This window comes from Microbacterium halotolerans (genome assembly GCF_003569805.1).
Lineage (GTDB): Bacteria > Actinomycetota > Actinomycetes > Actinomycetales > Microbacteriaceae > Microbacterium > Microbacterium halotolerans.
In genome coordinates, this window is record NZ_QVLP01000018.1 from 165021 (window position 1) to 178484 (window position 13464).

Sequence of the window (13464 nt, forward strand, 5' to 3'; positions counted from 1 at the left end):
CTGCCGGCACGAGAGGAGCAGCATGACAACGACACTGATCACCGGAGGCACCGTCGTCAGTGCGACGGGCCGGACCCCTGCCGACGTGCTGGTCGACGGCGAGCGCATCGTCGCCGTGCTCGCACCCGGATCGGAACTGCTCGGCAGCGACCTGACCGGCTCGGTCGACCGCGTCGTCGACGCCACGGGCAAGTACGTCATCCCAGGAGGCGTCGACGCCCACACGCACATGGAGATGCCGTTCGGCGGCACCTTCGCCTCCGATACCTTCGAGACGGGAACCCGCGCCGCGGCGTGGGGAGGCACCACCACGATCGTGGACTTCGCGGTGCAGCACCCCGGCCAGAACATTCTCGACCAGCACCAGCTGTGGCAGGAGAAGGCCGCAGGCCGGTGCGCCGTCGACTACGGCTTCCACCAGATCCTCTCCGACGTGCAGGACGACTCCCTCACCGCGATGGACGAGCTGATCACGGAGGGCGTGACCAGCTTCAAGCTGTTCACCGCCTACAAGGGCGTCTTCCTCTCGGATGACGGACAGATCTTCCGCGCCTTCCAGAAGGGCGCCCAGAACGGCGCCATGATGATGATGCACGCGGAGAACGGCTCGATCATCGACGTGCTGCAGCAGCAGGCGCTCGAGGCGGGGCACACGTCGCCGCAGTGGCACGGCCTCACCCGCCCATGGCAGACGGAGGCAGAGGCCACGCACCGGGTGATCATGATCTCGCACCTCACCGGCGCACCGCTGTACGTCGTGCACGTGAGCGCCAAACAGGCCGTCGAGCAGATCGCTGCCGCTCGTGACAGAGGCATGAACGTGTTCGGTGAGACGTGCCCGCAGTACCTCTACCTCTCGCTCGAGGAGCATCTTGCGGCCAGGAGCGAGCAGTGGGGCGACTTCGAGGGCGCCAAGTACGTCTGCTCGACGCCGATCCGCTCGCACCACGACGGCCATCACGACGCGATGTGGCAGAGCCTGCGCACCAACGACATCCAGATGGTCTCGACCGACCACTGCCCGTTCTGCATGAAGGAGCAGAAGGAGCTCGGCCGTGACAGCTTCGCCGCCATTCCGAACGGGATGGGCAGCGTCGAGAACCGGATGGATCTGATGTACCAGGGCGTCGTCGACGGGCGCATCACGCTCGAGCGCTGGGTCGAGATCACCTCGACCACACCGGCGCGGATGTTCGGGATGTACGGCCGCAAGGGGGTGATCCAGCCGGGCGCCGACGCCGACATCGTCGTGTACGACCCGAACGGGCACACGTCGATCGGAATGGGCAAGGCGCACCACATGAACATCGACTACTCCGCCTGGGAGGGCTTCGAGATCGACGGGCACGTCGACCTCGTGATGTCGCGAGGCTCCGTGATCGTCGATGACACCGGCTATATCGGTCGCAAGGGGCACGGCTCCTACATCAAGCGCGGCCTGACCCAGTACCTGAGCTGAAGGAGCACGCCATGGACTTCGGAGTCGTCCTGCAGAACGATCCGCCCGCATCCCGCGTCGTCGAACTCGCGGTCAAGGCCGAGAACTACGGATTCAGCCACGTGTGGACCTTCGACTCGCACCTGCTCTGGCAGGAGCCGTACGTCGTGTACAGCCAGATCCTCGCCGCAACGCGGAAGGTCAAGGTCGGTCCCTTCGTGACCAACCCCGCCACCCGCGACTGGACCGTGACGGCATCGCTGTATGCCACGCTGAACGACGCCTTCGGCAACCGCACGGTGTGCGGCATCGGCCGCGGCGACAGCGCCGTGCGCACGCTGAAGGGGCGCCCGTCGAGCCTGGCCGAGCTGCGCGAAGCGATCCACGTCATCAGGGAACTGGCCAACTCGCGCCCCGTCGAGCACAACGGGGCGACCCTGCGCTTCCCCTGGTCGACCGGCAGCGAGTTGGAGATGTGGGTTGCGGCATACGGACCCAAGGCGCTGCAGCTGACCGGCGAAGTCGCCGATGGCTACATCCTGCAGCTGGCCGATGTCGACATTGCGAAGTGGATGATCGGTGCCGTGCGCGAAGCGGCGGAGAAAGCCGGCCGCGACCCGGACGCCATCCGGTTCTGCGTGGCCGCGCCGTTCTACGTCGGCGACGACCTGGCGCACATGCGCGAGCAGACGCGCTGGTTCGGCGGCATGGTGGGCAATCACGTCGCCGAAGTGGTGCGCCGGTACGGCGGGGACGGAGCGATGCCGCAGGCGCTCACCGACTATGTCGCCGGCCGCACGGGATACGACTACAACTCGCACGGGCGGGCGGGCAACGACCACGTCGACTTCGTTCCGGATGAGATCGTCGACCGGTTCTGCGTGCTCGGCACTCCGGATGAGCACATCGCGAAGATCGAACAGCTGCGCGAGATCGGCGTCGACCAGTTCGCAGGGTATCTCCAGCACGACGGCAAGGAGGAGACGCTGCGGGCCTACGGCGAGAAGATCATCCCGGCGATGCGCGAGAGGGTCACGGCCACCTCATGACCGCGGTGCTCGAGCAGCGACGCGCGGCGCCGGAGTCAGCGGGGCAGCAGCAGGTGGCGCCGCAGCGGCGCACCCCGCGACCGAGGCGGTTCGCGCCGTGGCTGTGGGGTGTCGTCGGCATCGCGGTGCTGGTGGCGATCTGGGAGCTGTACCGCCTCGTCGGGCCAGTGGACGGGTTCGTGCTCGGAGAACTGCGGCTGCTGCCTCGGGCGAGCGACCTGGCGATGCCGCACGTGGCGGAGATGATCGCACGGCTGTTCTCGGGTGAGACCAGGTCGAGCACGTCGGAGCCGCTCTGGCTCGCTGTGGCCCAGGCTTCGCTGGTCACCGGCGGCACCTCGGCCGTCGGCTTCGTCGTCGGCGTCATCGTCGGGCTCGGCTTCGCCCTGCTGATGCTGGCGTTCCGCGTCGGTCGCTGGGCGCTGCTGCCGTGGATCGTGCTGAGCCAGACGGTCCCGCTGATCGCTTTCGCCCCGATGGTCCGCTCGTGGGGCTCGCAGCTCACGATCGGTGCGTTCGAATGGCAGGACTGGATGAGCGTTGCGCTCATCGCGAGCTACCTGGCCTTCTTCCCTGTGGCGGTCGGCGCTCTGGCCGGATTCGAATCGCCCGATCGAGTGCACGTCGAACTCATGCGCACCTACGCAGCCGGCTGGTGGAGAGTGTTCGTCAGGCTGCGGCTGCCCGCGGCGGTGCCGCACCTGCTCACAGCCCTTCGCCTCGCCGCGGCGAACGCGATCATCGGCGCCGTCGTGGCCGAGGTGTCGACGGGGTCGCGGGGCGGCATCGGGCGGATGATCATCCAGTTCGCAGGCCAGGCCTCGTCTGACCCGCCCAAGGCATGGGCACCGATCTTCGGTGCCGTCGCCCTTGGACTCCTCGCCGCCGGTTCGCTTGCCGCGACCGGATGGCTTCTCAAGGACTACCGACGCGTGGAGGTCTCATCCGCATGACCATGAACGACACCAGCAGCGCCGACGCCGTCACGGTCTCCGGCGCCGACAAGATCTTCGCCACACGCACCGGCGAGGTGCACGCACTCAGCGACGTCGACCTCACCGTGGCTCCCGGCGAGTTCGTCTCGCTGATCGGACCTTCGGGATGCGGCAAGTCCACGCTGATGCGGCTGATCGCCGACCTCGACCGGCCGACGTCCGGCACCGTCAGCGTGTTCGGGAAGCCCGCTTCTCGGGCGCGTGCCGACCAGGACTACGGCATCGCGTTCCAGCAGGCCGGTCTGCTGCCGTGGCGCACGGTGGCGGAGAACGTCGCGCTCCCGCTGCAGCTGCACGGCTGGAGCACTCGCAGCCGGAGACAGCGCGCAGCCGAGCTGCTCGACATGGTGGGCCTGGCAGACTTCGCCGGACGGCATCCGGATCAGCTCTCCGGCGGCATGCAGCAGCGCGTGGCGATCGCCCGTTCGCTCGCCGAGAGCCCTCGGCTGCTGCTGATGGACGAGCCCTTCGGCGCGCTCGACGAGATGACGCGCGAGCGGATGCAATCGGAGCTGCTGCGCATCTGCGCCGAGACCGGTGCCGCGGTCGTGTTCGTGACGCATTCGATCCCCGAGGCGGTGTATCTCTCCGACCGCGTCGTGGTGATGTCGCCGCGGCCCGGCCGGATCAGCGAGATCATAGCGATGCGTCTCGACGACACGTCGTCCCGCACCGACCTGCTGCGCGAGGACGAGCGCTACTTCGACATGATCACCGTCGTGCGCGAGTCGCTGCACGGCGGCGAGGCCGTCGTGCGGGGGACGGAGACGCGATGAGCGCCGCGATTGCGACAGGTCGCAGGCATGAGGCATGGGCCGTCGTCGTCGCCCCCGTCGCCCTCGGCGCGGTGGGGCTGACGGTGTGGCAGCTGCTCGTGGGAGCAGGCATCGTCGAGGAGTACCTGCTGCCCGGCCCCGCCGCGATCGCCGGCGAGTTCTCCGCCTTCCTGCCCGCGATCGCGTCCGGCGCCGCGGTGACGGGGCTGAATGCGTTCTTCGGGCTCGCGGTCGGGTCTGCCGTCGCCGTGCTCCTGGCCGCGCTCGCGCAGGCCGCCAGACCCGTCGACGGCATGCTCGCCCCGATAGTCGCCGCACTCGCTGTCGTGCCGATCGTCGCCCTCGCCCCCGTGCTGAACACCATGTTCGGCGCGGACAGCCAGATCGGCCGCCAGGTGATCGCGGGCGTCGCGGCCTTCACTCCCGTGTTCCTCGGCACTCTGCGGGGCCTGCGCCAGGCGCTGCCGGTGCACCGTGACCTGATGCGGGTGTACGCCGCAACCGGATGGCAGACGCTGCGCACCGTGACCCTTCCCACAGCGCTGCCGCACATCTCGACCGGCCTGCGCATCGCGAGCTCGCTCGCCGTGATCTCGGCGCTCGTCGCCGAGTACTTCGGTGGGCCGCGAGGGGGCCTCGGCGGGCTCATCTCGACGTACGCGGCACAGAGCGCCTACGCCCGCAGCTGGGCGTTCGTGATCGGCGCGATTCTGCTCGGAGTCGCGTTCTACCTCGTCACAGCGGGCCTCGAGCGGCTCGCCTCCCGGCACCGCGCCGGCTGATCCCACATTCCGTTCGTCCCGAAGCATCTGGAACCGTCCCGGAAAGGACACACACCATGAACCGCAGCTCCGCTCTCCGCCTCGCAGCCGGCGCCTCAATCGGCGCCGCCGCACTCGCCCTCTCCTCCTGCTCCGGCGCGGGAGGGCCATCATCCGCCGAATCCGACGGCGAACTCACCCCCGTCACACTGCAGCTGCAGTGGCTCGCCCAGGCGCAGTTCTCCGGCTACTATGCCGCGCTGGACCAGGGTTTCTTCGCAGACGAGGGGCTCGACGTGGAGATCGTCGAGTCCGGCGGCGACATCGTGCCGCAGGATGCCCTCGTGAACGGCGACGCCGACTACGCGATCGCCTGGGTGCCCAAAGTGCTCGGCTCGATCGAGCAGGGCGCCGACGTGACGAACGTGGCGCAGATCTTCCAGCGCTCCGGCACACTGCAGATCGCGTGGGCGGACTCCGGAATCGAATCGGTGGCCGACTTCGAGGGCAAGCGCATCGGCTCGTGGGGCTTCGGCAACGAATGGGAGATCTTCGCCGCCATGGCGGCCGAGGGGCTCGACGCCTCCAGCGTGGAGGTCATCACGCAGAGCTTCGACATGAACGCTTTCCTCTCCGGCGACATCGATGCGGCCCAGGCGATGACGTACAACGAGTACGCGCTGCTGCTCGAGACGGTGGATCCCGACACCGGCGAACTCTATCAGCCGGACGACTTCACCGTCGTCTCGTACGAAGAGACGGCAGGCGCCATGCTGCAGGATGCGATCTGGGCTGACACGGAGCGGCTGGAGAGCGATGAGAAGTACGCCGACACCACAGTGAAGTTCCTGCGCGCCGTGATCAAGGGCTGGGCGTACGCCCGCGACAACGTCGAAGAAGCGGCGGAGCTCACGGTGGAAGCCGGATCCGCATGGCCGCCGACCCACGAGCTGTGGATGGCGAACGAGACCAACAAGCTCATCTGGCCGGCCGAGAACGGCATCGGCCACATCGACGAGGCGGCGTGGGACCGCACGGTCGACGGCGCGCTGAGCGCGGTCAACGAACAGGGTGCGCACCTGATCACGGCGGAACCGCCGGCCGGGGCGTACTCGAACGATTACATCGACGAGGCGATCTCCGGCCTGGAGGACGAGGGCGTCGACGTGCGCGGCGAGTCCTTCGAGCCCGTAGAGGTCGTTCCCACGGAGGGCGGCGAGTGACCGGCGCGGTCGAGCTCACCTCGCGCGCACTCGAACTCGACCGCGGCGTCTTTCACTCCTGGTCGGCGCAGCGAGGGCTCTCGCCCATGGTGATCGCCGGCGGCAGCGGCACCGAGGTGTGGGACTACGAGGGGCGCCGCTACCTCGACTTCTCCAGCCAGCTCGTCAACGTGAACATCGGCCACGGCCATCCCAGAGTCGTCGAGGCGATCCAGCGTCAGGCGGCGCAGCTGGCCACGATCGGCCCGGCCACGGCGAACCTGACGCGGGGGGAAGCCGCGCAGCGCATCCTCGCGCGGGCCGGCAGCGGCTTCGAGAAGGTGTTCTTCACCAACGGCGGCGCCGATGCCAACGAGAACGCGATCCGGATGGCCAGGGTCGTCACGGGGCGCGACAAGGTGCTGAGCCGCTACCGCAGCTATCACGGCAACACGGGCGCCGCCATCGCGGCGACCGGCGACTGGCGGCGCCTGCCCAACGAATACTCCCGCGGCCACGTGCACTTCTTCGGTCCGTACGCATATCGTTCGGAGTTCTGGTCGGCCTCGGAGGAGCAGGAGTGCGAACGCGCGCTGCACCATCTCGAGCGGGTCATCGCCGCGGAGGGCCCTGGCTCCATCGCGGCGATCCTGCTCGAGGGCGTGCCCGGCACGGCAGGGGTCCTCGTGCCGCCGCGCGGATACCTCACGGGAGTGCGCGAACTGTGCGACCGCCACGGCATCCTGCTCATCGTCGACGACGTGATGAGCGGCTTCGGCCGGACGGGCGAGTGGTTCTCCTGGCAGGGCGAGCGCGTCAACCCGGACGGGATCGTGCCCGACATCGTCACCTTCGCCAAGGGCGTCAACTCCGGTTACGTGCCGGTCGGCGGGGTGCTGCCGTCGCCAGAGGTGGCTGCGCACTTCGACGACACGGTCTTCCCCGGCGGGCTCACCTATTCGGGGCATCCGCTCGCGGCGGCGTCGATCGTCGCGGCCATCGACGCCATGTCGGAGGAGGGGATCGTCGACGGGGCGCGGGACATCGGAGAGCACGTCATCGGTCCAGGACTGGCGGCGCTCGCCGATGCGCACGACGTGATCGGCGAGGTGCGAGGACTCGGCGTGTTCTGGGCGGTCGAGCTCGTCGCGGATCGAGCGACCCGCGACCCGCTTCCCGCCGCGGCCATGGCCGAGCTCAAGGCGCTGCTTCTCGATCGCGGCATCCTCCCCTTCGTCCAGGAGAATCGCGTCCACGTCGTGCCGCCGTGCAACGTCCGGCAGGATGAGATCAGCACCTTCCTCACCGCGCTGGACGACGCCCTGCGCGAGATCGTATGAAAGGACCTCACGTGACGGAGACCACCCACACCGACCAGCTGCGCGCGCTCGTCACCGGAGCCACGAGCGGAATCGGCGCGGCGACCGTGCGCCGCCTTCGCGCCGAGGGCTGGCAGGTGATCGCCACGGGGCGCCGCGCCGACCGGCTCGAGGCGCTAGCGACGGAGACCGGATGCGATACCTTCGTCGCCGATCAGACGGATCCGGCCGCCATCGACGCCCTGCGCGACCACATCGTCGCCTCGGGCGGGCTCAACGCGCTCGTCAACAACGCGGGCAACGCCTTCGGCCTCGAACCCGTCGAGACCGGCAGCCTCGACAACTGGATCGGGATGTACGAACTGAACGTGCTGGGCACCCTGCGCGTGACCCAGGCGCTGCTGCCGGCACTGCGGGCATCCGGTCGGGGCGACATCGTCACGATCACCTCCACCGCCGCGCACGGCGAGTACCCGGGAGGCGCCGGGTACACGGCGAGCAAGCGCGCGGAGCGGGAGATGGTCAAGACGCTGCGCCTCGAGCTCGGCGGTGAGCCGATCAGGGTCATAGAGATCGCGCCGGGCGCGGTCGAGACCGAGTTCTCGTTGGTGCGGTTCGACGGCGACGCCGACAAGGCCGCAGCGGTCTATGACGGGTACGAGCCGCTCGTCGCCGACGACATCGCCGACGCTGTCGCCTACACGCTGACGCGCCCCCATCACGTCAACGTCGACACCATGATCATCCGCCCTCGAGCGCAGGTGTCGAACACGCAGACCGTGCGCAGGTGACATGGAGGCGTCGGACGCCGGGTACGTCCGGATCGGGACGAGCGCATAGACTGATGGCGTGATCTCGGTCGTCGTTCTGATCTCGGGCAGCGGTTCCAACCTGCGGGCCCTCTTGGAGGCGACCAGCGCGATCGACTATCCCGCGCACGTCGTCGCCATCGGCGCGGACCGCGAGGCCGATGGGTTGGGGCACGCCTCCGACTTCGGCATCCCGAGCTTCGATGTGCCGTACACGTCTTTCTCCTCGCGCGAGGAATGGGGCGAGGAGCTCGCGAAGCAGCTGCGCGTCTGGAACGCCGACCTGATCGTCCTCAGCGGCCTGATGCGTCTGCTGCCGGACGCCGTCGTCGCAGAGTTCGGGCCGCGCATCATCAACACCCATCCGGCCTACCTGCCGGAGTTCCCCGGTGCTCACGGAGTGCGCGATGCCCTCGCGTCCGGTGCCGCCGAGACGGGGGCGAGCGTGATCGTCGTGGACACGGGCGTCGACACCGGCCCGATCCTCGCACAGGAGCGCGTGCCGGTGCTGCCGGACGACACCGAGGCGAGCCTGCACGAGCGCATCAAACCCGTCGAACGCCGCCTGCTGATCGACGTGGTGCGCCGCGTCGCCACGGGTGAACTCGACCTGACCACCCCCGCCTGACCGAAGGAGTCCCCATGGCCGGTCCCCGCCACGACGCGTCCCTCTACCGAGAGCGCGATGTCGTTCCGATCCGCCGCGCTCTCGTCTCCGTGAGCGACAAGACAGGCCTCACCGAGCTGGCGGCGGCGCTCGTCGCGGCGGGCGTCGAGATCGTGTCGACCGGCTCGACCGCGCAGACGATCCGCGATGCGGGCCTCGACGTCACCGACGTCGCCTCGGTCACCGGCTCTCCCGAGATGCTCGACGGGCGTGTGAAGACGCTGCACCCGAGCGTGCACGGCGGGCTGCTGGCCGACCTGCGTCTCGAGCACCACGAGACCGAACTCGGTCAGCTCGGCATCGAGCCCTTCGAGCTCGTCGTGGTGAACCTCTATCCCTTCGCCGAGACCGTCGCCTCCGGCGCGGCGTCGAACGACATCGTCGAGCAGATCGACATCGGCGGCCCCGCGATGGTGCGCGCGTCAGCGAAGAACCACGCCAACATCGCGATCGTGGTCAGCCCCGAGTCGTACCCCGCGATCATCGACTCGCTCGGCAAGGGCGGCACGGGTCTCAGGGACCGTCGCGAGCTCGCCGCCCGAGCCTTCGCGCACACGGCGAACTACGACACAGCCGTCGCCCAGTGGTTCGCCGAGGAGACGCTCGCCGGCGGCGAGCTGGAGCTGCCTGGTCAACTCACGATCCAGGCCGAGAAGATCACCGACCTGCGCTACGGCGAGAACTCGCACCAGCGCGCAGCGATCTACACCCGCGTCGGCGGACACGGCATCGCGCAGGCGAAGCAGCTGCAGGGCAAGGAGATGTCGTACAACAACTACGTCGACGCCGATGCGGCGCTGCGCGCCGCCTACGACATGGTCAAGCCGGCCGTGGCGATCATGAAGCACGCCAACCCGTGCGGCATCGCCGTCGGCGAGGCGAAGGCGCTCGACCCGATCGCGTCAGCGCACGTGCGCGCGCACGAGTGCGACCCGCTGTCGGCGTTCGGCGGCGTGATCGCAGCGAACCGCACGGTCACACTGAAGATGGCGGAGAACCTGCGCGACATCTTCACCGAGGTGATCATCGCGCCCGAGTTCGAACCGGCCGCGCTGGAGCTGTTCAAGGAGAAGAAGAACCTCCGCGTGCTGCAGCTCCCCGCCGACTGGAAGCAGGAGCGGATGGACGTGCGCCTCGTCTCCGGCGGCCTGCTGCTGCAGGACGCAGACCTGTTCGACGAGGACATCGAGAGCATCGCCGACACCTGGCAGCTCGTGGCGGGCGAGAGGCCCGACGGCATCTCGACCGCCGAGCTGGTGTTCGCCTGGAAGGCGTGCCGCGCCGTCAAGTCGAATGCGATCGTGCTGGCCGACAAACTCGCCACGGTCGGCATCGGCATGGGGCAGGTCAACCGTGTCGACTCCTGCAAGCTCGCCGTCGAACGCGCAGGCAGCCGCGTCGCGGGATCGATCGCCGCGTCCGATGCGTTCTTCCCGTTCTCGGACGGGCCCGAGGTGCTGATGAACGCCGGCGTGAAGGTGATCATCCAGCCAGGCGGATCAGTGCGCGATCAGGAGACGATCGAACTCGCGAACGAGCGCGGTGTGGCGATGTACTTCACCGGCGAGCGCCACTTCTTCCACTGATCCTGGGGCTCTGGGCACGCACATCGCTGCGTTGTCGTTGGTCGCGGGGCTCTCGGCCCCGCTCCCGCCTCCGCCTTGCGCTGCACGCACCCAGAACCCCAGGATCCGCGTACTGCTGAGTGGGTCGAATACCGGGGATCGCGGGCTGGTCAGGCTTGGGCCTCGCGGGCAAGGAGGCTTCGCTTGACGTCGAGGCCCCAGGCGAAGCCTCCCAAGGTTCCGTCGGAGCGGAGCACGCGGTGGCATGGCACGAACAGCGCCGCGGCGTTGCGGGCGCAGATCGAAGCGGCGGCTCGCACGGCTGAGGGGGAGCCGAGGGCCTCGGCGAACTCGGCGTAGCTGAGCGGTGCTCCGGGCGAGATCCCGCGCAGCGCCGTCCACCCTCTGGTCTGCATCTCGGTGCCGTGCAGGCTCACGGCGACGGACTCCAGCGCGCCCAGGTCGCCGTCGTAGTAGGCACGCACGGATGCTGCGGCCGACGGCATCGACCCCGCGACCAGCCGCTCAGGCCGAGAAGCGGGCCGCAGCCGCGCCACGAGCGATGCGATGTCGTCGGTCCATCCGGATGCCATCACCGATCCGTCGGTGTCCGCGAGCACCGTGAAGGGGCCGTCCGGTGTGGTGAGTGTCTCGTGGATTGCGGAGCTCATGATGTCCTTCGCGTTGTCTGCTGGTCGGAGGCGGCACGCCACAGGTGCGCGCAGAGATATGAACGCCACGGTGCGGCGCGCGCCGCCCATGACTGGAGAGGCTTCGCGTCGGCGGGGAGCCCTGCCGATGCCGCACCGGCGCGCAGCGCGACATCGCCCGGCAGGAACACGTCGGGGTCGTTGAGCACGCGCATCCGGACGTAGTCCGCCGTCCACGGCCCGACGCCGCGCATCGCCATCAGCGTTCCGCGCTGTTCGGCGCCGTCATCTGCGCCCGTCAGCGAGGTCGCGCCCGTCGCCAGAGATTCCGCCGCGGCCACGAGGGCCCGCACGCGAGCCGCGGGCCCTCTCAGCACCTCGGCGCCGTGCTCGGCGATGGCGGACATCGTGGGGAACACGAGCCGTTCCTCGCCCGCGATCTCGACGCGGTCCCCGAGCGCGTGCACGAGCCCGGCGAGATGCGTTCTGGCCGCCGCGACGCTGATCTGCTGACCGATCATCGCCCTGATCAGCATCTCGTGAGGGTCGACCGTTCCCGGCACTCTGATGCCGGGAACTGATGCCACGAGCGGTGCGATCTCTGCGTGCGCGGCGAGCGCCTGGTCGATTGCGGCGGGATCGGCATCGAGGTCGAGAAGCCGGCGCACCCGCGCGACGAGCACACCGAGGTCGGCCAGGTGCTGCAGATGGGCCTCCAGACGGAGCGCGCCGGGGGAGCCGTCCTCCGCGACCACGCGGAACCATGCGATGCCGCGCGGCAGTCGCAGCGTGCGCGAATAGGAGCGGGGACCGGCCTCCTCCATGCCGCCGACGCGGCGGGCCGCCATCCAGCGGAACAGGGTGTCTGCGTCGAAGGGCTCCCGCACCGGCAGCGTGAGGTGCACGGTCGCCGCAGGCTCCCCGGCAGCACCGGCCGCTGTGCGCGCGGCTTCCCGGCGTCGCTGCGCGCGCAGGCTGCTGGGTGAGACGCCGAACAGCTCGAGGATCGTGTCGTTGAACTGTCTGACGCTGGCGAAGCCTGCAGAGAACGCGACGGACGTGACCGGCATGTTGGTATCGACGAGCAGCGACCGCGCGGTCTGCGCCCGGTGAGCGCGCGCGAGGGCGAGCGGTCCCGCACCGACTTCCGTGCGCAGCAGGCGCGACAGATGACGGGTCGAGTATCCCAGCGCGGCGGCGAGCCCCGCGACGCCCTCCCGCTCGACGACGCCGTCGGCGATGAGCCGCATCGCACGCGAGGCCGCGTCGCCGCGGAGGTTCCAATCGGGCGAGCCCGGAGCGGCCTCGGGCAGGCAGCGCTTGCACGCCCGGTACCCCGCCTCGTGCGCGGCGGCGCTCGTCGGGTAGAACGAGACGTTGCCCGGCTTCGGCGTGCGCGCAGGGCAGCTCGGCCTGCAGTAGATGCCGGTGGAGCGCACGGCCGTGACGAACTGTCCGTCGAATCGCGGGTCACGCGCGGCGATCGCGCGGAACCGTTCATCGAAGGTCGCAGTCGTGAGCACACCTCAACCATCGCATGTTCCGCGCCCGCGTACTAGCGGGAATCGGACACCGCGTCTGGGTGCGGGTGCCACTGGGGGCACGGGATGAAGAAGAGCGGCGACGGAGTCTCGTTGGGGGAGGGGGATACGAGACCCCGCCGCCGGCTTGATTCAGGACGCGACGAAGCGGCCTGAAGATTTCGGGATGGTCGCCGATGCCTACAGGCGGATCTGCGCGACTACTTCACCGTACTCGGTCTCGCCGACCGGTGTGAACCCGACACGGTGGAAAAACGCTTCGGGGCCGCCCTCGCCCGCCTCATAGATGACGTTGACGTGGTCGAAGCCGCGCGAGCGCGCCTCCTCGAGCAGAGCGGTCACAGCGAAGCGGCCGACGCCGCGACGCTGATCGTCGGCGTCGACGTTGATGCGCCACAGCACAGAGTCGAGGTAGTCGATGGTCGTCTCGCCGCCGAAACTGGCGCTGATGAAGCCGACGACGCCCTCATCGCCGACGACGACGCGCTGCCAGGTCGACGACGGGTCGAGCACTGTTGCCGCAATGCCGTACGACACGGGCGCAAGGAACTGCTCCTGGCCTGGCTTCAGCGAGAGGTTGTTGACCGCCACGATGGTCTCGGCGGACAGTTCGACAAGGCGCAGTTCTGTCATGAACTCAGGGTAGGACATCCGGGGCGGAAACGGGAAGCTTCCGCGGACGGGCGCCGACC

13 protein-coding genes are annotated in these 13464 nt (G+C 69.1%); 10 read left to right on the forward strand and 3 right to left on the reverse strand.

The features are described 5' to 3' along the window. Positions 1-22: 22 nt before the first annotated feature. The 10 genes from hydA to purH are packed head-to-tail and all read left to right on the forward strand — an operon-like array spanning position 23 to position 10602. A complete protein-coding gene (hydA, locus tag DZG09_RS15745; protein WP_119698705.1) occupies positions 23-1459 on the forward strand; it encodes a dihydropyrimidinase in 1437 nt (478 codons plus the stop codon). An 11-nt stretch (positions 1460-1470) separates the two neighbouring features. Further along, entirely contained in the window at positions 1471-2487 is a 1017-nt protein-coding gene (locus DZG09_RS15750) for a TIGR03842 family LLM class F420-dependent oxidoreductase (RefSeq protein WP_119698706.1), read from the forward strand. Then, complete coding sequence (locus DZG09_RS15755) at positions 2484-3440, forward strand: ABC transporter permease (protein ID WP_119698707.1); 957 nt, start codon at positions 2484-2486, stop codon at positions 3438-3440. Before DZG09_RS15750 ends, DZG09_RS15755 begins: the two co-directional genes overlap by 4 nt. A 2-nt stretch (positions 3441-3442) precedes the next feature. Further along, positions 3443-4258, forward strand: a complete 816-nt coding sequence (locus tag DZG09_RS15760) for an ABC transporter ATP-binding protein (RefSeq protein ID WP_205529214.1) — start codon at positions 3443-3445, stop codon at positions 4256-4258. After that, a complete protein-coding gene (locus tag DZG09_RS15765; protein ID WP_119698709.1) occupies positions 4255-5040 on the forward strand; it encodes an ABC transporter permease in 786 nt (261 codons plus the stop codon). The genes DZG09_RS15760 and DZG09_RS15765 overlap by 4 nt, the downstream gene beginning before the upstream one ends. A 56-nt stretch (positions 5041-5096) precedes the next feature. After that, entirely contained in the window at positions 5097-6242 is a 1146-nt protein-coding gene (locus tag DZG09_RS15770) for an ABC transporter substrate-binding protein (protein ID WP_119698710.1), read from the forward strand. Then, positions 6239-7561, forward strand: coding sequence for an aspartate aminotransferase family protein (locus tag DZG09_RS15775; RefSeq protein WP_119698711.1), 1323 nt, complete (start codon positions 6239-6241; stop codon positions 7559-7561). Before DZG09_RS15770 ends, DZG09_RS15775 begins: the two co-directional genes overlap by 4 nt. Further along, positions 7558-8331 (forward strand): SDR family oxidoreductase, encoded by a 774-nt coding sequence (locus DZG09_RS15780; RefSeq protein WP_119698712.1) that lies wholly within the window; start codon positions 7558-7560, stop codon positions 8329-8331. The genes DZG09_RS15775 and DZG09_RS15780 overlap by 4 nt, the downstream gene beginning before the upstream one ends. 58 nt (positions 8332-8389) lie before the next feature. After that, on the forward strand, positions 8390-8977 hold the full coding sequence (gene purN / locus DZG09_RS15785) for a phosphoribosylglycinamide formyltransferase (RefSeq protein ID WP_119698713.1): 588 nt from the start codon (positions 8390-8392) through the stop codon (positions 8975-8977). 14 nt (positions 8978-8991) lie between these two features. Continuing rightward, positions 8992-10602, forward strand: coding sequence for a bifunctional phosphoribosylaminoimidazolecarboxamide formyltransferase/IMP cyclohydrolase (purH, locus tag DZG09_RS15790; RefSeq protein WP_119698714.1), 1611 nt, complete (start codon positions 8992-8994; stop codon positions 10600-10602). Positions 10603-10751: 149 nt separating this feature from the next. On the opposite strand, the gene DZG09_RS15795 is transcribed toward purH, so the two are convergent. From DZG09_RS15795 to DZG09_RS15805, 3 genes are all read right to left on the reverse strand, one after another. Continuing rightward, the gene (locus tag DZG09_RS15795) at positions 10752-11252 is read right to left on the reverse strand and encodes a methylated-DNA--[protein]-cysteine S-methyltransferase (protein WP_119698715.1); all 501 of its coding nucleotides are present in this window, start codon (positions 11250-11252) and stop codon (positions 10752-10754) included. Continuing rightward, positions 11249-12754, reverse strand: coding sequence for a DNA-3-methyladenine glycosylase 2 family protein (locus tag DZG09_RS15800; RefSeq protein WP_119698716.1), 1506 nt, complete (start codon positions 12752-12754; stop codon positions 11249-11251). The genes DZG09_RS15795 and DZG09_RS15800 overlap by 4 nt, the downstream gene beginning before the upstream one ends. Before the next feature lie 198 nt (positions 12755-12952). After that, a complete protein-coding gene (locus DZG09_RS15805; RefSeq protein WP_119698804.1) occupies positions 12953-13405 on the reverse strand; it encodes a GNAT family N-acetyltransferase in 453 nt (150 codons plus the stop codon). Positions 13406-13464 lie beyond the last annotated feature (59 nt).